We start from the raw sequence: 22,627 nt of genomic DNA, 5'->3' as shown, positions 1-22,627 counted from the left end.
TGTTACAGGCGCGCCGCTACCTCGTCGGCCATCGGGATCGACGGCTGCGCGCCCGGCTTCAGGCAGGCAAGCGATCCGGCAGCCGCGGCCCGGCGAAGGGCCGCGGCAAAATCGAGCCCCTGGTCGAGGCCGGCGGCGAAGTAGCCGCAGAATGTGTCGCCGGCGCCGACCGTATCGACCGGCTCGATGACGAGACCCTTGGCGCTGTGAAACCCGCCGTCATGCATGGCGATCACGCCGTCCCCGCCAAGCGTGACGATCAGCGTCTGGCCGGTGGCCGCATGCAGTCTCTTCAATTCCGCGATGCGCTGGTCTGCCGTCTGGTTCTCGACGCCGGCGCGCTGGGCAAATTCCGTCTCGTTGGCAATGACGATGTCGGCGAGCTCGGCGAGCCGCGCCGCCTCGTCGCTCATCGGTGCCGTGTTGAACACGGTCTTGACGCCGCGCGCCTTGGCGGCGCGAAGGGCATGCTCGACGGTCGGGGCGGGGATTTCCATCTGCAGCAGGAGGAAGTCGCCCTTCGACATGGCCGCAAGTGCGGCGTCGGCATCCTGCGCGGTGACGGTGCCGTTGGCGCCCGGCACGACGGCGATCATGTTCTCTCCGTCTGCGCCCACCAGAATGAGGGCGGTCCCCGTCGGCTCGTCCGTTTCCTTGACCATGGAGAGACCGGTGCCGGCCTCCTTCAGCATGGCGATCGCCGAACCGGCAAACTCGTCCCGGCCGATCGCACCGGCCATCTCGACGGTCGAGCCGGCCCGCCGCGCCGCCAGCGCCTGATTGGAGCCCTTGCCGCCGGCGGCGGTGGAAAAGCCGTTGCCGGAGACGGTTTCGCCCGGCTTCGGCAGATGGCCGACGGTGGCGATGAGATCGAGATTGATGGAGCCGAGGATGGTGATCATGAAGGGGATCCTGTCTGAAATTCGGCGCGACACTGCCCGACGGTATTACTCCTCGTCAACCAGCCGCAGCGTCAAATGTCCGGTTCTGCTTTCGACCGTGCGGTCGGGACGGGGAGGCGTCGACGACGGACCGGGCGGGGAGGGAGGCTGCTGCAGCTCCAGTGCCGCGATCTTGTCGCCGCGCCGCGTGAGTTTCGCCGTCGAGGTCAGGATCTGCTCGACGTCCTTCTCCGCCATGTTGAAATGCGCCTGCAGCTTGCGCACGCGGTCGTCGAGCCGACCGAGATCATCCATCAGGATGGCGACTTCGGCCTGGATCAGATGCGCCTGCTCGCGCATGCGCTGGTCTTTCAGCATCGCCTGGATGACTTGGATCGACAGCATCAGGAGCGACGGCGAGACGATGATCACCCGGCTGCGCTGGGCCTTCTGCACGACGGCCTCGAACTCCTCGTGAATGCTGGCGAAGATCGATTCGGACGGCACGAACAGAAACGCCATGTCCTGCGTTTCGCCGGCGATCAGGTATTTCTCCGCAATGTCGCGGATGTGGGTCTCGAGATCGCGCCGGAACTGTGTGGCGCGCACCTTGCGGTCGTCCGGATGGCCCGCATCGCGCATGGCGTTCCAGCCTTCCAGCGGAAACTTCGCATCGATGACGAGCGCCGGCGCACCGTTCGGCATGGTGACCGTGCAGTCGGGGCGCGAGCCATTTGAAAGCGTCGCCTGAAACTGATAGCCGCCCATCGGCAGGCCGTCGGCGATGATCGCCTCCATGCGCGCCTGACCGAAGGCGCCGCGCGTCTGCTTGTTGGAGAGGATCGCCTGCAGCCCGACGACGTCCTTGGCGAGCGTCTGGATATTGTTCTGTGCCGCGTCGATGACGGCGAGCCGTTCCTGCAGCTTGCGCAGATTGTCGCCGGTCGCCCGCGTCTGCTCGTTGATCGACGTGCCGAGCCGGTGCGCCATGCCGTCGAGGCGGTGGCCGATGGCGTGGTTGAGCTCCTGCTGGCGCGTGCCGAAGACGTCCGCCATGGCGGCGAGCCGTCCCTGCATCTCCGTCTGGCTGCGCAAGAGTTCCACCATCTGCGCGCGAGCCGCCTGCTGCTCACGGATCGCCTTGCCGCGTGTCCTCACCATGATCATGAGCAGTAAAAGGGCGGCGAGCACCGCAGTGCCGGCGACCGCGATCATGACGGTGGTCGGATCCAGTCCGGTAAGCGCATTCAGGCGAGGCATGGTGGTCAAGGGCTCTCGTGAGTCTGGTCCGCACTATCGCATGCCTGACGATAGAGATCAAATAGTGAACAAATCTGCGGGCTATATCTCGCCCGGATGCTCAACCAATCGTTAAGGGAGAACGCATATTCGCAATGCAGCCTTGGGTTTTCAGGGAATCCCAAGATCTAGTGATGTTCTGTATAGCATTTATTTAATTTAGCAAAAATTAAAGAACCCGCCGCGATATTGAATGTTACGCAGACGCGGGTCCGGGCCGGATGGCCACGGCCTTCAATTCGGAGCATGGGACATGACAGGACAGGCAGGCAATTCCGATCTCGCAGACAGACTGCAATTTGTGGGCCTCGATCAGAATGCCAGGCAGAGCCTGCAGGACGTCAGCGAGGTCATCCGCGAATCGATCGGCCCTGCACTGGATACGTTCTACGCCAAGGTCAAGACGACGCCGCACACGGCCGCCTTCTTCCGCAACGACGCTCACGTCGCCGGTGCCAAGAAGCGCCAGATGGAGCACTGGTCGATCGTTGCCGACGCAAAGTATGACGAGAGCTATGTCGACGGTGTGACCGCCGTCGGTCGCGCCCATGCCCGCATCGGCCTGGAGCCGCGCTGGTACATCGGCGGCTATGCCGTCCTCATGGACCAGCTCGTGAAGGCGCTCGTCGACAAGCGCTGGCCGAGCCGCTTCGGCAAGGGCAAGTCTTCCCGGCTGGCCGAAGAGATCGGCGCTGTGGTCAAGGCAGCGCTTCTGGACATGGACTATTCCATTTCCGTCTATCTCGACATTCTGGCACGCGAACGCGCCGAGGCCGAAGAGGCCAAGCGGATTGCGGAAGCCGAGCAGGCCTCGGCGCTGGCCGAACTCACCAAGGCGCTCGACGCGCTCTCCGAAGGCGACCTCGAGGCACGGCTGCCGGAAGGCCTGCCCGGCAACTTCGCCAAGATGGTCGTCGACTACAACCAGGCCCTGGACGGGCTGCGCGAGACGATCGGCACGGTGAGAAGCGCCGCCGAGCGCATCCTGAGCGAGACGACCGGCATCTCCGAATCGGCCGACGATCTGGCACACCGCACCGAACAGCAGGCCGCAGGCCTCGAGGAAAGCACGGCCGCGCTGCATGAGCTGACGCAGAACGTGACGACGACCGCCGATGGCGCCGCCAAGGCATCCGGCGCGGTCAAGGCGGCGCTCACCGAGGCGGAAACCTCCGGCACCGTCGTGCGGCAGGCAGTGACCGCGATGGGCGAGATCGAGAAATCATCCGACGAGATCTCCAAGATCATCGGCGTCATCGACGAGATCGCCTTCCAGACCAACCTGCTGGCACTGAATGCCGGCGTCGAGGCCGCACGTGCCGGTGAAGCCGGCCGCGGCTTTGCCGTCGTCGCCCAGGAAGTCCGCGAACTGGCGCAGCGCTGCGCCGGAGCGGCCAAGGAAATCAAGGGCCTGATCTCACAGAGTTCCGGCCAGGTGCAGTCCGGCGTCGGGCTGGTCAACAATACGGGCAAGGCGCTGGAAAGCATCATCCGCCGGATCGGCGAGATCGACGCGACGGTGTCCGGCATCGCCGGGGCGGCCTCCGACCAGTCGGGCGGCCTGCGCGAGGTCAACCAGGCGATCGCCGCCATGGACCAGATCACCCAGCAGAACGCCGGCATGGTGGAACGCACCTCCGGCCAGACCCGCGCGCTGCGCGACGAGGTGGAGCGGCTGACGGTGGCGTTGCGCCGCTTCCAAACCCGCAGCGCCGAACGGCTGGCCGAAGACGCCACGCGTCGACAGCCCCTGCGCCGCAGCGCCTGACGATGAAGGCGCGATGCCGGCGAAAAAAGTTTCGCCGGCATTGTCTGTCTGCATTCACTCCGCTCGAAAGATGCGGTAAGTGACGACGCCATGACGATCAAACCTCTTATCATACTGCCGGATCCGGTTCTGCGTCAGCTCTCCGCCCCCATCGAACAGGTGGGCGACGACGTGCGCAGGCTGGCCGACGACATGCTGGAAACCATGTATGACGCGCCGGGCATCGGTCTCGCCGCAATCCAGATCGGCGTGCCGAAGCGGATGCTGGTGATCGACGTGTCGCGCGACGACGAGGACAAGGCGCCGCAGGTCTTCATCAATCCCGAGATCGTCGCCACGTCCGACGACCTGTCCGTCTATGAAGAGGGATGCCTTTCCATCCCGAACTACTATGCCGAGGTGGAACGCCCGGCATCGATCACGGTCAACTATGTCGATCGCGACGGCATCCAGCGGACGATCGCGGCGGACGGCCTGCTGGCGACCTGCCTGCAGCACGAAATCGATCACCTGAACGGCGTGCTGTTCATCGATCACATCTCCAAGCTCAAGCGCGATATGGTGATCCGCAAGTTCACCAAGGCGGCCAAGAGCGGCGGCAAGCTCTGAAAAGGGCTTGATTTGCGGCCGGTAAGCCCATTTTTAAGAGCCTGAACGACAACAGGCGGGTCCAACATGTCTCTTCGCATCATTTTCATGGGTACGCCCGAATTCTCGGTGCCGACGCTGCGGGCGCTGAAGGAGGCCGGCCACGAGATCGTTGCCGTCTATACCCAGCCGCCGCGCCCGGCCGGCCGCCGCGGGCTGGACCTGACCAAGTCGCCCGTGCACCAGGCCGCCGAGCTTCTGGGCCTGCCGGTCGCGACTCCGGTCAATTTCAGGGATGAAGACGAGCGCCGGCGCTTTCGCGAGCTCGACGCCGATGTGGCCGTCGTCGTCGCCTACGGCCTGCTGCTGCCCGAAGCGATCCTCGCCGGCACGCGGCTCGGCTGCTACAACGGCCATGCCTCGCTGCTGCCGCGCTGGCGGGGTGCCGCACCCATCCAGCGGGCGATCATGGCCGGCGATGCCGAGACCGGCATGATGGTCATGAAGATGGAGAAGGGGCTCGACACCGGCCCGGTCGCCTTGACCGCGAAGGTCGCGATCGGCCCGGTGACGACGGCCGGCGAACTGCACGACCGGCTGATGCATGCCGGCGCCAAGCTGATGGCCGAGGCGATGGAGAAACTCGAGGACGGCGATCTGCCGCTGACCCCGCAGGCCGAGAACGGCGTGCTCTACGCCGCCAAGATCGCCAAGGAAGAGACCCGGATCGATTTTACCCGCAGCGCAGCCGAGGTCGACTGCCATATCCGCGGTCTGGCACCCTTTCCCGGCGCCTGGTTCGAGGCGGATTTCGGCGGCAAACATGAACGCGTCAAGGTGCTCGACTCCATTCTCGGCGAGGGCGGTGGCGAACCCGGCACCGTGCTGGACGATGCGCTGAACATCGCCTGCGGCACGGGCGCCGTGCGTCTGACGCGGCTGCAGAAGGCCGGCGGCAAGCCGATGGATGCGGAGGATTTCCAGCGCGGCAACAGTCTCCCCGCCGGCGCGAGGATCGGCTGATGCCACGCTTCCGCATGACCGTCGAATATGACGGCGGACCCTATGTCGGCTGGCAGCGGCAGGAAAACGGCCAGTCGGTGCAGGGCGCGCTGGAAGACGCCGTGTTGTCGCTGACCGGCGAGACCGTCACCATCCGCGGCGCCGGACGCACGGATTCGGGTGTGCATGCTCTCGGGCAGGTGATCCACGTCGATCTTGCCCGCGACTGGAGCGAGCACCAGCTGATCAATGCGCTGAACGCCCATCTGGCGATGGCCGGCGAGCGCGTCGCCGTCATCGATGCGCGCCAGGTGCCCGACACGTTCGACGCCCGCTTCTCGGCGCTGCGCCGGCACTATCTCTACCGCATCGTCAACCGCAAGGCGCGCCTCGCGCTCGATGCCGGCCGTGCCTGGTGGGTCCCCAAACCGCTCGACCATATGGCGATGCATGAGGCGGCGCAGACGCTGGTCGGCAAGCATGATTTCACCACGTTTCGCGCCTCGCAGTGCCAGGCGGCGAGCCCGGTCCGTACGCTCGACCGGCTGGACGTGACCCGCGATTGCGATGTGATCGAGATCCGCGCCACCGCCCAAAGCTTCCTGCACAACCAGATCCGCTCGTTTGCCGGAACGCTGAAGCTTGCCGGCGAAGGCAAGATGACGGCCGAGGATGTGCGCGCTGCGCTGGAGGCGCGCGACCGGCGGGCCTGCGGCCAGGTGGCGCCGCCGGACGGCCTCTACTTCATGCAGGTCGACTATCCCGAATGATGCACCTGCGACAAATTTGACCACCCCTCGATAAATCGCTTGATTAAATCATGCGATTGAATAATGTGGGGATCGGCAGCAGCGTCCGTGAATAGCGTCAATGGACAATGAAGCCTCTACCGCCGGTGCCCGGGAGACCTGAGAGCGCCAAGCTTCGTGTTCCTTGGCTTGGCATCGATGCTCAGAGTTCCCCATCCCCCGCCCCCCTACGGGCACCGGCGGCTAAATTCTTCTCCCATCCCGTGGCTGATAAGGGTGTCCGCTCTCGGCGCATCGTGCCGCGCGACGCGCTTGTTTCCCTTCCAACAATATCATTCTGTCCGAAGGAACGTTTCTGACATTCCCGACGTTCTTGGCGAGCAACAATCATGTTGCACAAGGAGAAACCCAATGGGCAGCACTGCAGACAAGATCAAGGGCAAGGCAAACGAACTCGCCGGCAAGGCCAAGCAGGAGGCCGGAAAGGCAACCGGAAGCGACAAGCTGAAGGCAAAAGGCGCAGCCCAGGAAGTGAAGGGCCACGCCCAGCAGGCAAAGGGCGCAGCCAAGGACGCCGTCAAGAAGGTCGTCGACAAGGCCTGACGTCATCTTCATCGCCCCGCACCTTAAAGGCGTGCGGGGCGATGAACTTTGTGCTGAAATTGCAAGCGCTCTTTGTGCTTCAGGCGGCATGTTCAAATGCGTTCGGCACGATTTCGCTTCCATGAACACGCCAGGCAGCGCCGCCGCGAACCGCTGCGCACAGGGCAGGGCTTCAAGCCAGTTCGGCTGTCTGTGGGCCGATCCGGGCTGTGACTTCGGTCACCAGATCGGCCGGGAAACCGCCGTCGCGGGCATGTTCGTAAATCACGTCGGCGCTTTCCGCTTCATGCACGCAGTAGAGCTTGTCGCCAGCGACGTAACTCACGACCCAATTGTAGGGCTTCCCCAGGCCGGCGACCACGGCGCAGGATTTGGCTGAGATGTCGCGCAGCTGCTCCGCATTGAGCTGGCTTGCGCCTGGTACGTTCCGTTCGATGATAAATTGCTTCATGAGAGGCATCCTTTCGTATTGAACATTGAGCTGTGAGTTGGGGTGCCGGCTGGGCGCCGGCCAAAGGGCGTCATCGCAAGCCGGTTCGTTGCTGAAGACTAGTGTGCAGTCGGGTGATGGTGTTCGCAGGACACGTCGGGGTTCATGTCGGCGAACGGCCCCTTCGGATTTTTCTTCCATGCCCAGACATGGAGTTCATAGAAGGCCGGCAGCCCGTAACGGTTGGGACTGCTGGAATAGCTGAACAGCTGGTCCTCGAGATCAACAGGTCCTGTCGTGGTAATATATTCCGCTGCCACCAGGTGCAGCTTGCCGTCGGCGTCCGGCTCGTACATCACGGCCTCGGGTTTCGCGATGTCGATCACATGGTCGGCGATCAGCGCGGCATTGACATAGTGAACGCCCATCGCGCCGCCATCGACGCCGCTGGTGCATGGAATGGGCACATAGCCCTCCGATATGGCCACCTCCACATCATTGAACCGGTCATTGGCCTGTCGCACCTTCTCGGGAAGGGTCTGGTCGTCTGCATTGGCCGATATCGGAACGCTGATCGCGATCAGTGCCGTGAAAGCCATGAAGACAGTCGTTATTTTTCGCATTTCTGGAAACCTTGCTCTGTTGGAACGGTCAGGCGCAAGTTCACAGACCTGCCTCAGGTGTTTCAAAGCCTGGGAAGTCGGAGCGTGCAGCCTGTGCTGGTCGTGCTGTATCGATTTTGATCTTTGGCGAGGTGCTTCCTGGACATGCCGCCTGTCTTGAGCGGCCTCTAGGACGCTCACCGCATTGGCGTTTCCGTGACGAACCATCTCGTCCTCACCCACGCTTTGCTTGCGAGAAGCTCCCCGTGTTGTGCGATGAAGACATAGCTGAGGCATATTATTGTTGAAAAGTGCCGTATTCCATGATGACGTGTGAGTATGGTTCACAACTCAACGGTTTTGCCGCCGCTGGATACGCTGGAAGCTTTTGCCTGCGCTGCGCGTCTCGGCTCGTTTTCGGCCGCCGCGGAGGAACTTGGCATCACGCACGGAGCGGTGTCGCGCCAGATCGGCAGGCTGGAGCGCTGGATGGGCGTAAAGCTCTTCACGCGCGAAGCACGCGGCGTTGCCCTGACCCAGGAAGGCGTGCGGTTCCTCAGTCGGACCGAAGAGGCGCTGGCGCTGCTCGGCAACACCAGCGAGCGATGGACACCGCGTCGCAACAAGTCGGTCGTGCGCATATCCGTGACGCCGTCGGTCGCCTCGCTATGGCTGTTTCCCAACATTGCAAGGCTCGAAGGCGAGGATATGCATATCGAGCTCGTGCTGGATAACCGACTCGCGGATTTTGGCGAAGGCATCGATCTGGCGATACGCGGGGGCAACGCGCCATGGCCGGGCGTTTACGCGCAGCAGCTGTGGCACAACACACTCTATCCCATTGCCTCGCCACAGATCGCCAGGCAGTTGGGCGGCCGCTCGGACGCGGCTTCCCTGATGGAAATGCCGCTCATTCATGATTCCAACATCCAGGGCTGGAAGCGCTGGCTGGCTGCCGAGAATGTCGCCTATGTGCCACGCGGCAAAGATCGCCGGTTCGAGGACTACAATATCGTTCTGGAGGCCTGCGCCCAGGGGCTGGGTCTGGCGCTTGCCTGGGCGCCGCTGTCCGATGAAGCACTTTCGTCGGGGCGTCTGCTGCCTGTGTCCGAACGCATGATCGACCATCACATGGCGTTTCACCTCGTCAGACCGGAAAGCCCCTTGCGTCTCGCGGCGGCAACTGTCGCCAAACGTCTGCTCGGGCTGTGCGCTCGAAGCGAGGAGGAGATCGCCGCCTTTCTGGCTCCGCTGCAATGATCGGGCGGTCTGCCGCAGGTCATGCGATGCGGTGAGGCGCACGAGCACCTGCTGCCCGCATCCTCAAAAGCCAAGCCATCACCACCCTCAGAACGGCGCAACGCCCAGCAGCCGCTGCAGATAATCCTCCATGAACATGCCGGGCAGGATCTGTAGCGCCACGAAGACGGCGACGAGGGCCATGTTGGCGCCGTAGACCATGCGCATGAGCCGCGCCAGCACGAAGACGGCGATCAGCAGGAGTGCGAGCCAGGCGAGATAGGCGATCGACAGCATCTGCGGAAAGAAGATGATCGGCGCGATGATCAGCGCGTGCGCAAAGGAAAAGGGAACGCTGATCCAGTTGGTCACGACCACGAAGGCCGGGAACTGGCGTTCGAGTTTCAGCGGCAGGGAAATCATTGCCGCAATGAGCAGCGGCAGCATCCAGTCGACGGCATCGACGAGGGCGAGGCGCGCGAAGAAGGGCAGGCCGGTCTTGATGCCTTCCGGCATGATGGAGATGAACATCCAGTGCCACCAGCCCCAGGAGAGCAGGAGCGACGGCATGCACCAGAGGATTGCCCAGAAGGAGCGGGCGACGCCGCGGTCGGAGATGTCGAGATAGCCGAAGCCCTCGCGCTTGCCGCGGATCAGCAGCCGCAGCCCCGTCATGTAGTAACCGACCTCGGTAAACCCTGGCACCATCAAAAAAACTCGATCAAACGCTCATGTCAGGCCGGCTCGGAGAACCAGCGCTCGAGGAAGGTCTCGTAAATCTGGGTCAGCTTCTCCAGATCGGCAATAGCCACGCGCTCGTCGACCATGTGCATGGTCTGGCCGACGAGGCCGAATTCCACCACCGGACAGTAATCCTTGATGTAGCGCGCGTCGGAGGTGCCGCCGGTGGTCGAAAGCTTCGGCGTCAGCCCGGTCACCGTTTCGATCGCTTCCGAAAGAATGCCGGTGAGTCGGTTGTCGCGGGTGAGGAACACCTGCGCGGTATTGGCCTTCCAGGTGAGGTCGAAGCGGACCGGATCGCGGCCATGCCGCAGATTGCCGTCGGCGGCCGCGGCGTCCAGCCGGCGGATGATCTCGCCCTTGAGCGTGTTTTCCGTCCACAGATCGTTGAAGCGGATGTTGAATGCGGCGCGCGCCGTTTCCGGCACCACATTGACGGCGGTATTGCCGGTATCGACCGTGGTCACTTCGAGGTTCGACGGCTGGAAATCGTCGCTGCCGTGGTCGAAGGGCGGATACATCAGCGCCGTCGTCAGTTGCAGGATGCCGCGCACCGGATTGTCGGCGAGATGCGGATAGGCGGCGTGGCCCTGCACCCCATGGACGGTGATCTCGCCGGAGAGCGAACCGCGCCGGCCGTTCTTGATCATGTCGCCGAGCTGGTCGGGATTGGTCGGTTCGCCGAGGATGCAGGCGTCCCAGGTCTCGCCCTTGTCGGCCGCCCATTTCAGAAGCTTGACGGTGCCGTTGATAGCCGGGCCTTCCTCGTCGCCGGTGATCAGGAAGGAGAGCGAGCCGGCAATGTCGCCGTGCTTCTCGATATGACGGGCAATGGCGGCCACGAAGCAGGCAATGCCGCCCTTCATGTCGACCGCGCCGCGCCCGTAGAGAATGCCGTCCTCGATATCGGCGGCAAAGGGCGGATGCGTCCAGGAGGCCTCGTTGCCGACCGGCACGACATCGGTATGGCCGGCAAACATCAGATGCGGGCCGGATGTGCCGCGGCGGGCATAGAGGTTCTCAACATCCGGCGTGCCGTCGTCACGCGCGGTGATGCGCTCGACCGCAAAGCCGAGCGGCGACAGCATGGCGTCGAGGGCGGAAAGCGCACCGCCTTCCGCCGGGGTGACGGAGGGGCAGCGGATGAGTGTCTGGAGAACGGCGACGGGATCGGTAGAGGACATGGGTACTGGAATTCCGCGGCCATCAGGGCCGTTTTGTGTTTCTGAACGCGTCGTTGCTGTGTAGCCGATCCTTGGGAGCCTGTCACGAGCCGAGGCAACGGGGACGCGTCACCTGAACCGTGGAATGAGCTTGCCGACCCTCAGGCGGTATGCCTGGTATTCGGCACCGAAAAGCGACAGCAAATCCCGCTCCTCGAGGCGTATCGCAACGAGAACGTAAGCCGTCATGCCCGTCGAGAAGAGAAGGTGGCCGTAGCTCATGGCCGGCGTGGCCCAGAAGGCGACGAGGAAACCGCTGTAAAGGGGATGACGGACCAGCCGGTAGAGGAAGGGCTGGCGAAACCTTGGGGCGCCGGTCGACCGTTCACGCCAGGCGTCCCGCACCTGCGCCAGGCCGAAAAGCTCCAGGTGATCGATGAGGAAAGTACTGACGAGCGCGATCAGCCAGCCGGCGAGAAAGGCCGCCCAGAGGAGCGGCTCCGCAAGGCTTTCCCTGACGTCCCAGAGCAGGGCGGGGAGCGGTTGCCAGAAGGTGAAGAGCAGGAGGAATGCGAGGCAGGAGAAGACCAGATAGCCGCTTCGCTCGATTGCGCGCGGCATCAGCCGCGTCCAGGCCGCCTTGAAGGAGCGCCGCGCCATCAGGCTGTGTTGCAGGCCAAAGATCGCGATGAGCAGCAAGTCGACAAGGACGGCATGCGTCGATGACAGTCCGATTGCCGGATGGTCGATCGATCGGGGGATCACGGACAGGCCGGCGACGAAGGCGATCAGGTAGAGGATCGTCAGCAGCGAAAACAGATAGGCGACGAGCCCGAATGCCAGGAAACCGATACGCTTCATCGAGTGCCCTCCCAGACAACCTGCCGCAATCTGACTGGCCGACAGCGGCAGGTCGGGACGTTAGGCACTCACATCCGTCCGATCAATATGGCCGGGGGCAGGGGCCTGTCACGAATGCGTGCGTTCGCCGTGCGCAGCCCGGAGAGATTGTCTCCGGACTGGCGGGTTCAGACGTGTATCAGGGTGTCGGTCGGGATGCGTCAGTCGCGCAGCAGTTCGTTGATGCCGGTCTTGGAGCGGGTCTTCTCGTCGACGCGCTTGACGATGACGGCGCAGTAGAGGCTCGGGCCCGGCTCGCCGTTCGGCAGCGGCTTGCCCGGCATGGTGCCGGCGACGACGACGGAGTAGGGCGGTACTTCGCCATAGGTCACTTCGCCGGTCGCGCGGTCGACGATCTTGGTCGACTTGCCGATGAACACGCCCATGCCGAGGACCGAGCCCTCGCGAATGATGCAGCCTTCGACGACTTCCGAGCGGGCGCCGATGAAGCAGTTGTCCTCAATGATGGTCGGGCCGGCCTGCATGGGTTCCAGGACGCCGCCGATGCCGACGCCGCCGGAGAGATGCACGTGCTTGCCGATCTGTGCGCAGGAGCCGACGGTCGCCCAGGTGTCGACCATCGTGCCCTCGTCGACATAGGCGCCGAGATTGACGAAGGACGGCATCAGCACCACGTTCTTGCCGATGAAGGCCGAGCGGCGGACGACAGCGTTCGGCACGGCGCGGAAGCCGGCTTCGCGGAAGGCGTTCTCGCCCCAGTTCTCGAACTTCGACGGCACCTTGTCCCACCAGGTCGAGTTGCCCGGACCGCCCTTGACGACTTCCATGTCATTCAGGCGGAAGGACAGGAGAACGGCCTTCTTCAGCCATTGGTGAACGGTCCAGTTGCCGTCCTCGCCGCGGGTTGCGACGCGGGCCTTACCGCTGTCGAGCAGGTTCAGTGCGGTTTCCACGGCATCGCGAACCTCGCCGCGCGTGGAGGTGTTGACGCTGTCACGGTTGTCGAACGCCGTTTCAATGCTTGTCTCCAGGGACGCGAGATCGATACCTGTCATGGGAAATCCTTAAACTTCGATGTTTAGACTCTGGGCCGGTGATCTGATGGGCCTGCCGGACGTAAGTCCTTTGGCAGGGGTCAAATTTATCACGGATGCTGTAAGCGACGGGCTTGCGAGCGTCAATGTGATTCGGCTTTGCGCCGGAATAGAGGAATGATGACGAACATGAAGCATGTGGGCCGCCGACGCAGGGATGGGGCATGGGATCCGCTGAAAAACAGCTCCGCCGACAAGCAAAAGGCGGAAGGGATTCCGAAGACGCCACAGACGGTCTCGCCCTCCTACCGGCTGGCTTACGCCGACGAGGATTTCCTGTGCCGCGAGGAGCTGCGCCCCGTCCGCTTCCAGCTCGAGCTTTTGAAAGCCGAGATGATCCTTGAGGAAAAGGGCATCCGCTCGACGGTCGTCATGTTCGGTGGCGCGCGCATCCCGGCGCCCGGCGTCGAGCCCTGGGCGGCGCGAAACGAGACGCAGCGCCGCAACCTGTCGGAGGCGTCGGTCTATTACAGCGAGGCGCAGAAATTCGCGAGGCTTTGCTCGCAATATGCCCGCGACCACGAAAACCGCGAATACGTGGTGACGACGGGCGGCGGTCCGGGCGTCATGGAAGCCGGAAACCGCGGCGCGGCCGAGGTCGGCGCTCCGTCGATCGGCCTCAACATCGTGCTGCCTCACGAGCAGGCGCCGAACCCCTATGTGACGCCGGAGCTTTCCTTCAACTTCCACTATTTCGCCATCCGCAAGATGCACTTCCTGATGCGGGCGAAGGCCGTCACCGTCTTCCCGGGCGGTTTCGGCACGCTGGACGAATTCTTCGAATGCCTGACGCTGATCCAGACCGGCCGCATGAGCCGCGTGCCGCTGATCCTGTTCGGCTCGGAATTCTGGCACCGGATCGTCAATTTCGAGGCGCTTGCCGAGTTCGGCACCATCGCCCCGGAGGATCTCGACCTTATCAGTTTTGTCGACACCGCCGACGATGCCTGGCGGATCATTGGCGAATTCTACGGTCACGCCTGACGGATCAGGAAAAGGAAAGGCCGGCCCCGCATGCTGCGGGACCGGCCATGTGCCTGTCCGAGTAGGGAGAGAGGGGCTTACTCGGCGGGAGGCATGTCCTTGATATCGATGACGCCGTCGCCGTTCACATCCATGCGATCGAACATCTTGGTCATCGCGGCTTTCGCCTCTTCCTTGCTGACCTGACCGTTCTCGTCGGTGTCGGCCATGTGGATCAGCATCATGCCGCGCATCGGTCCGCCGAAGCGAGGGCCATGATCGTCGCGCGCCATTTTGCCGCGCGGGCCGTCGCCGTCACGGTCCATCCAGCGATGCCACCAGCCATGGCCCCGGTCGTCATCGCCGGGCGGTCCGCCCTGCGGGCCGTTGCCCATGGCGTCTTCCTGCGGCGGCGGTCCGCCTTCAGGCTTGCCCATGCCGGCCGGGTCGTTCTTGCCCTGCATCTGGTCCTTCATCATGCCGGGCTTCATTCCATCGGGACCGGGGCCTTTGCCCATTCCGTCAGGTCCGGGACCCTTGCCCATGCGGTCGGGGCGGTGATGATCCTTCATCCAGGCCTGGCGGTATTCGCGCAATTCGCCGGGCGTGATCGAGCCGTCCTTGTTCGTGTCGATCTCGGCGAATTTCTTCTCTTCGCCGGCAATGGCTTCGTCCTTGGTGATCTTGCCGTCGCCATTGGCGTCGAAAAGCTGCAGCATGCGGACATAGGTTTTTTCGGGCGAGGGGCCATGGCGGCCGCCGAAACCGTCGCCGAAGCCGCGGGCAGACACGGCTCCTGCTGATACGCCCGTGATCAGGATTGCGGAGGCAGCCGCAAGCGTGAGGGTCTTGGTGTTCATGGTTCTTCCTTTCCAGCGTCATTCACACTGGGAAAGGTAGGAACGGTCGCGTGCCTTCACCACTTAAACAACGGTAAGGTAGATGAAACTTTGGTAATATCGCTTGTAACCTAAGTTCCTGCAGCTATTTGCTTTTTGTTAAGATTTCGCCGGCCCTGAAACGATTGCGCGCAGGAAGCCGGCCAGATCGTCGGTCACGTAGTCGACATGGTCGCGGCCCTCTTCCGGCCGTTCCCAGCTTTCCAGGAACGCCTCTTCCAGATTGCGCGGTACCAGGAGCACGGTACGCATGCCGAGCGACTTCGGCACCGACAGGTTGCGCGGCAGATCCTCGAACATCGCGGCATGGGCGCCGTCGATCCGGTTGAGGCTGGCGAACTTGTCATACGTGCTGCCGGCCGGCTTCGGCACGTAGTCCGCGGCGACGATGTCGAAGATGTCGTCGAAATGGTCGAGGATGCCGAGCGCCCGGGACACGGCTTCGGCATGCGCCGTGCTGCCATTGGTGAAGATGAACTTGCGGCCGGGAAGCGCCTTGATGGCGGCGCCGAGATCGGGATCGGGCATCAGGATCGAATAGTCGATCGCATGCGCCCGCTGCAGGAAGTCGTTCGGATCGACCTCGTGGTGGATCATCAGGCCCTGCAGCGTCGTGCCGTGCTCGTGATAATAGCGCTTCTGGATCAAGCGAGCTTCCTCCGGCTCGAGCTGCAGGAGCTCGGAGACGAAGGCCGTCATGTTGCGGTCGATCTGCGCGAACAGATTGACGTGATGCGGATAGAGCGTGTTGTCGAGATCGAAGACCCAGTCTTTGACGGTATCGAAATCGGACTTTTCGGGCAGGGCTTTGCGTGTGTTCATGGCCGTTCTTATGGCAGAGGCGGCGGCGCAAGGAAATGCCCTCGGTCGACGAAGCGCAGGCTTTTCGCGACCCGTGGGCCGCGGCAATGACGATTGGCGGCGGCCGGGCGAACTGCTATAGAACGATCATGTCGATGACGAAGCGAAACACGGGCGCCCACTGCGCAGCCTTGATCCTGCAGGACCGCAAGCGCCTGCCGGTGCGCTTCCTCGCGAGCCTGTCGGGTACCGCGCTCAGCCGACTTCGCTGATCTCGGCGGGCCGCTGGTCGGTCCGAACTAATGCGTCAGCCGGGGTGGTTTCCCGGCCCCCCCCCCGACATCGACAAGAGATCATCATGCCAGCCTGGATCGTCATCACCATCGCAGCCGCCTTCCTGCAGAACATTCGCTCGGCGCTGCAGAAACACCTCAAGGGCCGGATCGGCACGACCGGAGCGACCTTCGTCCGCTTCGGCTTCGGCGTGCCGTTCGCGCTCATTTACCTCGCCGTTCTCGCAAGCCGGGAAGGCCATGTTCTGCCGGCGCTCACGCCCGCCTTTGCCGGCTGGGCGCTGGTCGGTGCCTTCACCCAGATCGCCGCCCAGTTCCTGCTCGTCCATCTGTTCGCCTTTCGAAACTTCGCCGTCGGCACGGCCTATTCGCGCACCGAGCCGGCGCAGGCAGCGCTGTTCGCGCTCGTCTTCCTCGGCGAGACCGTGACCGCCAGCACGCTGATCGCCATCGCCATTTCGGTTGCCGGCGTGATGCTGATCTCGGTCGCCCGCACGGCGCTTTCCGTCCGTTCGCTCCTGACCTCCGTCACCAGCCGGACGGCCCTGATTGGTCTCCTTTCCGGCACCTTCTTCGGCATTGCGGCGGTTTCTTACCGTTCCGCTTCGCTGGCCCTTGGCCGCACGCTGCCGGCGCCGGACTTTGCCATGCAGGCAAGCGTCACGCTCGCCGTCGTCATCGTGGTCCAGACCGTGGCAATGCTCGGCTGGATGCTCTGGCGCGAGCCGAAGGAACTGGTTCAGGTGATGAAGGCATGGCGGCCGGCGATCCTCGTCGGCTTCGTCGGGGCGACGGCATCCTTCGGCTGGTTCTCGGCCATGACCCTGCAGCAGGCGGCCGTGGTCAAGGCGCTGGCGCAGATCGAGATGCTGTTCACCTTCGCCTCGTCGGTCTTCATCTTCAAGGAAAAGATCAACGGCCTTGAAATTGCCGGCTGTCTCCTGATCGTCTTCGGCATCCTCGCACTGCTCCTGTTTTGAGCGGGAAGGCCGGGCGTCGTACCCTTTCCCAGACGCCCGGCCTTGACATCCAGCCGCCCCCCATCAATTGCTTGAATTATGAAAAAGCAGCCGCATCCCTATCTCCCTACGGAAGACCGCCGCCGTGCCATTGCCGAGGCCGCGCGCGCCCTGATCGTCGAGAAGGGATTCGAGGGTCTGCGCACCCGCGAAATCGCCGATCGGGTCGGCATCAACGTTGCCACGCTGCATTATCACGTACCGACCAAGGAAGCGCTGATCGAGCTTCTGGCCCAGTCGATGCTCGACGAATTCACGGCCCAGCACATGAGCAATCCTCGCGACGGCCTGTCGCCGCTCGAGCAGTTGAAGCTTGAATTCTCGGAGTTCAGGGATACCGCGATCAACAATCCGAACTTGCTTCATGCCATGATCGAGCTGAAGCGTCGCTCCGAATACGACGACAAGGTTGCCCGCTACATCAACCCGATGAGCGCCGGCTGGCGCTGTCACTTCGCCACCATTCTCGAAGCCGGCATTGCCGACGGAACCTTCCGCTCCGACATCGATGTCAACGCGGCGGCGCTGATCATCGTCGGGACGCTCGCCCTCCTGGCCGGACGGCGGCAGCCGCTGGACGAGACCGTTTACGGACAGGTGACCGGCGAACTCGTGCGATCGATCCAGGCATGTCCCTCAAACAATCCAGGCTGACGATGACGGACAGAACGTTTTCCACCGGCGAGCCCTATGCCTACCGCTGGATTGCCATGACGATCCTGCTGATTTCCTCTTTCATGAATTTCATCGACGTCACCATCGTCAACGTCGCTCTCCCCAGCATGCAGAAGAGCCTCGGAGCGACGAGCGCCGGTATCGAATGGGTGGTGGCCGGTTATATCATGACGTTTGCGCTGGGCCTGATGCCGTTCGGCCGGCTTGGCGACGTCATCGGGCGCAAGCGCATCTTCATGAGCGGCGTCGCCCTGTTCACGATCGCCTCCCTCCTGTGCGGGATTGCGCCGGGCATGGGCCTGCTGATCGCTGCCCGCGTGCTGCAGGGCGTCGGCGGCGCGATGATGGTGCCGCAGGTGATCGCCATCGGCCAGGTCATGTTCCCGCCGCACGAGCGGGCGAAGGCCTTTGCGCTGATCGGCCTTGCCGCCGGCCTCGCATCCGTCACCGGCCCGGTCCTGGGCGGCGCGCTGATTGCAGCCGACATCGCCGGCAGCGAATGGCGGCCGATCTTCCTCATCAACATCCCGATCGGCATCGCCGCGGTCTTCGCGGCGCAGAAATACATTCCCGCCATCCCCGCCCATCCCGGCATGAAGAACGATATCCCCGGCATCCTGATTGCCGCGGCCGCGATGTTCTGCGTGATCTTTCCGCTGATCGAGGGCAATGGCCTCGGCTGGCCATGGTGGACGCTCGCCATGGTGGTCGCCGGCGTGGCCTTGTTCCTGGTGTTTTATGCCTGGGTCAATCGCCAGGAACAGCGCGGCCGGCCGCAGCTTCTGCCGGCGCATCTGATCCGCAATCGCAACTTCGCCATCGGCGCGCTGATATCGCTGTTCTTCTTCTCCGCCGTGCCGGGCTTCTTTCTCGTCTTCGCCATCTATCTTCAGACGGGCCATGGGCTGACGCCATTGCAGTCGGGCGTCACCACCATGCCGTTTCCGATCGGCGTGCTGCTGGCGTCGGTGTTTTCCGGCAAGGTCGGCTTTCGCTGGCACCGCGAGCGCATCGCGGCAGGCGTTATCGCGCTTTTTGCCGGCATCGCCCTTGTCCGCATCGTTGCCGACAATGCCGCGGACGTTCTCAATCATTGGAATTTCGCGCCGGCGCTGGCGATTGCCGGTTTCGGCCTGGGACTGGCGATCACGCCGCTGTTCGAGACGATCCTCGCCGGCGTGCCGGACAAGGATGCCGGTTCCGGCTCCGGATCGCTGCAGGCGCTCCAGCAGGCCGGCGGCGCCTTCGGCGTCGCCGTCATCAGCAGCATCTTCTTTGCGGTGGTCGGCGCACGGTCCGCAGGCGGCGCCACGCCGCACGAGGCGTTCACCCGCGGCCTCGAACTGGCGACGCTCTACAATCTCGGCTGCTACGTGCTGGTGGTCGCGATGGTGTTTCTCTTGAAGAAACCCGAGCTTCCCGCCGCCCGTCAGCAGCCGGTGATGGTCGACTGACGCCAGAACTGAAGCCAGACTGGCGTCAGGGAACGATCAGCGTGCCCGCGCCGCCTTCGGTGAAGATTTCCAGAAGGACCGAATGCGACGTCTTGCCGTTCAGGATGACGACGCCCTGCACGCCGGCATTGATGGCGTCGATGCAGGTTTCGACCTTGGGGATCATGCCGCCGGAAATCGTGCCATCCTTGATCAGCGCGCGCGCTTCGGTGACCGACAATTCCTTGATCAGCTTGCCATCCTTGTCCAGCACGCCGGGTACGTCGGTCAGGAACAGGAGGCGGGTGGCGCGCAGCGCGCCGGCGATGGCGCCGGCAAAGGTATCGGCGTTGATGTTGTAGGTGTGACCGTCGCGGCCGGGTGCGACCGGGGCGATGACCGGGATCATCTCCGACTTGGCGAGCAGATCGAGCAACGTGCGGTCGACTTCCACCACGTCGCCGACGAAGCCGAGGTCGAGAATGCGCTCGATGTTGGAATCCGGATCGATGACCTTCTTCTGCGCCTTCTCGGCGAAGACCATGTTGCCGTCCTTGCCGCAGAGCCCGATCGCCCACTCGCCGGTCTGGTTGATGAGCGCGACGATCTCCTTGTTGATCGAGCCGGCGAGAACCATTTCAACGATCTCGACGGTCTTTTCGTCGGTGACGCGCAGGCCGCCCTCGAACTTCGATTCGATGCCCATCTTCGTCAGCATGGCGCCGATCTGCGGGCCGCCGCCATGGACGACGATCGGGTTGACGCCGGACTGCTTCAGAAGCGCGATATCGGCCGCGAAAGCCTTGCCGAGCTCGGCATCGCCCATGGCATGGCCGCCGTATTTCACGACGATCGTCTTGTTCTCGTAGCGCTGCATGAAGGGCAGCGCCTGCGCGAGAAGCCGGGCCTGGATTTCACTTTCCGATACGCTCATGGGGCTCTCCAGTAATCTGATGGCGGCCTTTTAACGTAAAGTCCGATAGGTGTGAACAGCCAAAGCGCCGGGTGGCAAGCATTTCACCCGGACGCATCGGGCCCACGGGGTCCGCTTGAGGCACAGTCCGAAAGCGAGGAGAAATGACGGAAGAGGAAACCGGGACGCTGATCAGCCGCACGGCGATTGGCGACAGGGCCGCATTTCGAAGACTTTACGACAAGACCGCTCCGAAACTTTTTGCGATCGCCTTGCGTATCTTGAAGGACAGGGCCGATGCGGAAGAGGCGCTGCAGGAGATTTACGTGAAGATATGGCAACGCGCGGGACAGTTTTCGGACGCCCAGGGCACACCGGACACCTGGCTTGCGGCGATTGCGCGCAACCAGGCGATCGATGGAATGCGCAAGCGCAAGCCGGTGGCGGACGAAATCGATACCGCGTATGATCTCCATGACGAGGGTTACAGCCCGGAGCAGTGCGCCGTCCTCGCCTCGGAAGGCAGGCGGATTGACACATGCATGCAGGCGTTGGAACCTCAAAGGGCGCAGGCGGTGAGGAAGGCTTATGTGGAGGGGCTTTCCTACGAGGAGCTTGCCGGGGAATTCGAAGTGCCTATTAATACGATGAGGACCTGGCTGAGGAGAGGCCTCATCAGTTTGAGAGAGTGTCTGGAAAGATGACGTCGTCTGGTCGAAGCATGGGCGATCGTTCGCGCGATGAGGTGTTGGCGGGCGAATACGTTCTCGGAGTGCTGTCCGCTTCGGACAGGCGCAAGGTGGAAGCGCGGATGATGTCCGACCGCGAGTTCGCGGCGATCGTGTTCCGCTGGACGCAGAACCTTGCCGGCATGAACGACGAATACGGCCTGCAGACGCCACCCGCCGATCTCTATGCCGGCGTCGAGAAGCGGCTATTTTCGCCAGACCTCGGCCGCAAGTCCGGCTTCTCGCTGCCGATTGCGGCGGTCTGGAACTCGCTCGTCTTCTGGCGGCTCGCTGCCGCGGTCTTCTTCATTGCCGCCGGTGCCTATGCGTTTGTCGATCTCGGACTGTTCCAGCCAACGCCGAAGGTCCTGGTCGCGGAGATGACCGGCGACAACAATCTGGCGCTGCTGGCGAACTATGATGCCGGCAATGGTCACCTCAAGATCACCCCTGTCGCGGCCGGAGCCGAGGACAAGAAATCGCTCGAGCTCTGGCTGATCAAGGGCGACGCGGCACCGGTCTCGCTCGGCGTCCTGCCGCAGAATGGCGGCGGCGAGGTGATCGTGCCTGAGAGCATCCGCTCGACGATCGCCCCGGACGCGATCTTCGCCGTCAGCCTGGAACCGTTCGGCGGCTCGCCGACGGGCACGGCGACCGGTCCGGTCCTGGCACTCGGCAAGCTCAAGAGCCTTTGACCCCCAAGACGAAAACCCATATTCAGGCTTGAGGCTGCTACTTTACACGCCACAGAGCATAAATATAGCCGCCCATTAAGCTGCAGAATGTGAACAGGAAGAGGCAACCAAAGAAGACGTCGATTCCCATTGAAATGCCAAAAAACGGCGCCACGGACCGCACGAAAATGGGCGGGTCTATAAGTATTAAAAATGCGGCGAAGCAGACGAGTATGGCAATGAAGAAGCTGACCGCTGCTGTGCAACACAAGCCAATTATTCTGTCCACCAGTGACATGATTGTCTCCATGATCCGTGTACTTCCATCCGTTAGTCTGCGCTGGACATTACAGCTCCACTGATGTGCGGGTCCGGCCGGGGTAACCGGCGATGGTACCTATCTATTCGCAGAGGATGGGCCCTGCAAATTCGCAACTCTAGATGTGATTGGTTGCATTGAAAACAATTTGGGTTCGCAGGCAAAAAAATTGGCGGCCCTGAAACTTTCCTGAAGCACCTCCCGTATCTCCCTTTGTAACCCAAGCCGGACGGCATGACCGTGCCGGCCACTCATAGAGGAGAATGAGATGCTCAAGGCCCTTCGTACCACCACCCTTTCCGCGCTTCTGATGGCCGCTGTTGCAGCGCCGGCATTTGCCGCGAACCCCGAAGTCGGCGGCGCGCCGATGTATGAAAACAAGAACATCGTCGAGAACGCCGTCAACTCGAAGGATCACACCACGCTGGTCGCCGCCGTGAAGGCCGCCGGCTTGGTCGACACGCTGTCCGGCAAGGGTCCGTTCACGGTCTTCGCCCCGACCAACGAAGCCTTCGATGCGCTGCCGGCCGGTACCGTCGACACACTGCTGAAGCCTGAAAACAAGGACCAGCTGGTCAAGGTCCTGACCTGCCACGTCGTTGCTGCAGATGCCATGTCCACAGCCATCGAGAAGATGATCAAGGACGATGGCGGCGAGCATGACGTCAAGACCGTTGGCGGCTGCGTGCTGAAGGCCAAGGAAGACATGGGCAAGCTGACGCTGACCGACGAGAACGGCAATGTCGCCCATGTGACGATCGCCGACGTCAAGCAGTCGAACGGCGTGATCCACGTGATCGACCACGTTCTCCTGCCGAAGATGTAAACCCTCGTTCGTCTTCGAGTTCACACCGGGAGACGGCGCCGCCTGCTGAACAAGCAGGCGGCGT

The 22,627-nt window shown here is 63.1% G+C and carries 26 protein-coding genes; 14 read left to right on the top strand and 12 right to left on the bottom strand.

What is annotated here, in order from left to right:
- Positions 1–2: 2 nt before the first annotated feature.
- Positions 3–902 (bottom strand): ribokinase, encoded by a 900-nt coding sequence (locus tag NN662_RS16825; protein ID WP_261931374.1) that lies wholly within the window; start codon positions 900–902, stop codon positions 3–5.
- A gap of 45 nt (positions 903–947) precedes the next feature.
- Positions 948–2,141, bottom strand: coding sequence for a DNA recombination protein RmuC (locus NN662_RS16820; RefSeq protein ID WP_261932003.1), 1,194 nt, complete (start codon positions 2,139–2,141; stop codon positions 948–950).
- Positions 2,142–2,433: 292 nt separating this feature from the next.
- On the opposite strand from NN662_RS16820, the gene NN662_RS16815 reads away from it, so the two are divergent.
- From NN662_RS16815 to NN662_RS16795, 5 genes are all read left to right on the top strand, one after another.
- Positions 2,434–3,948 (top strand): methyl-accepting chemotaxis protein, encoded by a 1,515-nt coding sequence (locus tag NN662_RS16815; RefSeq protein WP_261931373.1) that lies wholly within the window; start codon positions 2,434–2,436, stop codon positions 3,946–3,948.
- A gap of 90 nt (positions 3,949–4,038) precedes the next feature.
- Positions 4,039–4,557 carry a peptide deformylase gene (def, locus tag NN662_RS16810; RefSeq protein WP_261931372.1) on the top strand — a complete coding sequence of 173 codons (519 nt, stop codon included), beginning with the start codon at positions 4,039–4,041 and terminating at the stop codon, positions 4,555–4,557.
- Positions 4,558–4,623: 66 nt separating this feature from the next.
- A complete protein-coding gene (gene fmt, locus NN662_RS16805) occupies positions 4,624–5,559 on the top strand; it encodes a methionyl-tRNA formyltransferase (RefSeq protein ID WP_261931371.1) in 936 nt (311 codons plus the stop codon).
- Entirely contained in the window at positions 5,559–6,308 is a 750-nt protein-coding gene (gene truA, locus NN662_RS16800) for a tRNA pseudouridine(38-40) synthase TruA (RefSeq protein WP_261931370.1), read from the top strand. The genes fmt and truA overlap by 1 nt, the downstream gene beginning before the upstream one ends.
- A 390-nt stretch (positions 6,309–6,698) precedes the next feature.
- Entirely contained in the window at positions 6,699–6,890 is a 192-nt protein-coding gene (locus NN662_RS16795; protein WP_261931369.1) for a CsbD family protein, read from the top strand.
- Positions 6,891–7,062: 172 nt separating this feature from the next.
- Here NN662_RS16795 and NN662_RS16790 read toward each other — a convergent pair whose 3' ends face one another.
- Both NN662_RS16790 and NN662_RS16785 read right to left on the bottom strand, forming a co-directional pair.
- Positions 7,063–7,341, bottom strand: a complete 279-nt coding sequence (locus NN662_RS16790; protein WP_261931368.1) for a DUF4242 domain-containing protein — start codon at positions 7,339–7,341, stop codon at positions 7,063–7,065.
- 98 nt (positions 7,342–7,439) lie between these two features.
- On the bottom strand, positions 7,440–7,919 hold the full coding sequence (locus tag NN662_RS16785) for a hypothetical protein (protein WP_261931367.1): 480 nt from the start codon (positions 7,917–7,919) through the stop codon (positions 7,440–7,442).
- Between the two features lie 342 nt (positions 7,920–8,261).
- On the opposite strand from NN662_RS16785, the gene NN662_RS16780 reads away from it, so the two are divergent.
- Positions 8,262–9,182 (top strand): LysR family transcriptional regulator, encoded by a 921-nt coding sequence (locus tag NN662_RS16780; protein WP_261931366.1) that lies wholly within the window; start codon positions 8,262–8,264, stop codon positions 9,180–9,182.
- Between the two features lie 87 nt (positions 9,183–9,269).
- Here the strand turns inward: NN662_RS16780 and NN662_RS16775 are convergent, their stop codons facing one another.
- From NN662_RS16775 to dapD, 4 genes are all read right to left on the bottom strand, one after another.
- Positions 9,270–9,869, bottom strand: a complete 600-nt coding sequence (locus tag NN662_RS16775) for a hypothetical protein (RefSeq protein ID WP_261931365.1) — start codon at positions 9,867–9,869, stop codon at positions 9,270–9,272.
- Positions 9,870–9,895: 26 nt separating this feature from the next.
- Complete coding sequence (gene dapE, locus NN662_RS16770; RefSeq protein ID WP_261931364.1) at positions 9,896–11,086, bottom strand: succinyl-diaminopimelate desuccinylase; 1,191 nt, start codon at positions 11,084–11,086, stop codon at positions 9,896–9,898.
- A 108-nt stretch (positions 11,087–11,194) separates the two neighbouring features.
- Complete coding sequence (gene mddA, locus NN662_RS16765; RefSeq protein ID WP_261931363.1) at positions 11,195–11,926, bottom strand: methanethiol S-methyltransferase; 732 nt, start codon at positions 11,924–11,926, stop codon at positions 11,195–11,197.
- A 200-nt stretch (positions 11,927–12,126) separates the two neighbouring features.
- Entirely contained in the window at positions 12,127–12,981 is an 855-nt protein-coding gene (gene dapD, locus NN662_RS16760) for a 2,3,4,5-tetrahydropyridine-2,6-dicarboxylate N-succinyltransferase (protein WP_261931362.1), read from the bottom strand.
- A 159-nt stretch (positions 12,982–13,140) separates the two neighbouring features.
- On the opposite strand from dapD, the gene NN662_RS16755 reads away from it, so the two are divergent.
- The gene (locus NN662_RS16755; RefSeq protein ID WP_261932002.1) at positions 13,141–14,004 is read left to right on the top strand and encodes an LOG family protein; all 864 of its coding nucleotides are present in this window, start codon (positions 13,141–13,143) and stop codon (positions 14,002–14,004) included.
- A 77-nt stretch (positions 14,005–14,081) separates the two neighbouring features.
- Here NN662_RS16755 and NN662_RS16750 read toward each other — a convergent pair whose 3' ends face one another.
- On the bottom strand, positions 14,082–14,843 hold the full coding sequence (locus NN662_RS16750) for a calcium-binding protein (RefSeq protein WP_261931361.1): 762 nt from the start codon (positions 14,841–14,843) through the stop codon (positions 14,082–14,084).
- Positions 14,844–14,981: 138 nt separating this feature from the next.
- Positions 14,982–15,704, bottom strand: coding sequence for a pyrimidine 5'-nucleotidase (locus tag NN662_RS16745; RefSeq protein WP_261931360.1), 723 nt, complete (start codon positions 15,702–15,704; stop codon positions 14,982–14,984).
- Positions 15,705–15,739: 35 nt separating this feature from the next.
- Between NN662_RS16745 and NN662_RS16740 the strand changes: the two genes are divergently transcribed.
- The 4 genes from NN662_RS16740 to NN662_RS16725 all read left to right on the top strand — a co-directional run bounded on the left by NN662_RS16740 (position 15,740) and on the right by NN662_RS16725 (position 19,124).
- On the top strand, positions 15,740–15,955 hold the full coding sequence (locus tag NN662_RS16740) for a hypothetical protein (protein ID WP_261931359.1): 216 nt from the start codon (positions 15,740–15,742) through the stop codon (positions 15,953–15,955).
- 86 nt (positions 15,956–16,041) lie between these two features.
- Positions 16,042–16,956 carry a DMT family transporter gene (locus NN662_RS16735; protein WP_261931358.1) on the top strand — a complete coding sequence of 305 codons (915 nt, stop codon included), beginning with the start codon at positions 16,042–16,044 and terminating at the stop codon, positions 16,954–16,956.
- 78 nt (positions 16,957–17,034) lie between these two features.
- Positions 17,035–17,649, top strand: coding sequence for a TetR/AcrR family transcriptional regulator (locus NN662_RS16730; protein ID WP_261931357.1), 615 nt, complete (start codon positions 17,035–17,037; stop codon positions 17,647–17,649).
- Entirely contained in the window at positions 17,625–19,124 is a 1,500-nt protein-coding gene (locus NN662_RS16725; RefSeq protein WP_261931356.1) for an MFS transporter, read from the top strand. The genes NN662_RS16730 and NN662_RS16725 overlap by 25 nt, the downstream gene beginning before the upstream one ends.
- Positions 19,125–19,149: 25 nt before the next feature.
- On the opposite strand, the gene argB is transcribed toward NN662_RS16725, so the two are convergent.
- Entirely contained in the window at positions 19,150–20,037 is an 888-nt protein-coding gene (gene argB, locus NN662_RS16720) for an acetylglutamate kinase (RefSeq protein ID WP_261931355.1), read from the bottom strand.
- 143 nt (positions 20,038–20,180) lie between these two features.
- Between argB and NN662_RS16715 the strand changes: the two genes are divergently transcribed.
- Both NN662_RS16715 and NN662_RS16710 read left to right on the top strand, forming a co-directional pair.
- Complete coding sequence (locus NN662_RS16715; RefSeq protein ID WP_261931354.1) at positions 20,181–20,720, top strand: sigma-70 family RNA polymerase sigma factor; 540 nt, start codon at positions 20,181–20,183, stop codon at positions 20,718–20,720.
- Complete coding sequence (locus NN662_RS16710; RefSeq protein ID WP_261931353.1) at positions 20,717–21,439, top strand: anti-sigma factor domain-containing protein; 723 nt, start codon at positions 20,717–20,719, stop codon at positions 21,437–21,439. The genes NN662_RS16715 and NN662_RS16710 overlap by 4 nt, the downstream gene beginning before the upstream one ends.
- A 37-nt stretch (positions 21,440–21,476) precedes the next feature.
- On the opposite strand, the gene NN662_RS16705 is transcribed toward NN662_RS16710, so the two are convergent.
- Positions 21,477–21,716, bottom strand: coding sequence for a hypothetical protein (locus NN662_RS16705; RefSeq protein WP_261931352.1), 240 nt, complete (start codon positions 21,714–21,716; stop codon positions 21,477–21,479).
- Positions 21,717–22,005: 289 nt separating this feature from the next.
- Here NN662_RS16705 and NN662_RS16700 point away from each other — a divergent pair, with 289 nt between their 5' ends.
- The gene (locus tag NN662_RS16700; protein ID WP_261931351.1) at positions 22,006–22,563 is read left to right on the top strand and encodes a fasciclin domain-containing protein; all 558 of its coding nucleotides are present in this window, start codon (positions 22,006–22,008) and stop codon (positions 22,561–22,563) included.
- Positions 22,564–22,627 lie beyond the last annotated feature (64 nt).

The sequence above is a fragment of the Rhizobium sp. NRK18 genome, from assembly GCF_024385575.1.
Taxonomy (GTDB): Bacteria; Pseudomonadota; Alphaproteobacteria; order Rhizobiales; family Rhizobiaceae; genus JANFMV01.
Note: the sequence above shows the minus strand (reverse complement) of the source record. Positions and strands in the feature narration are given on the sequence as shown.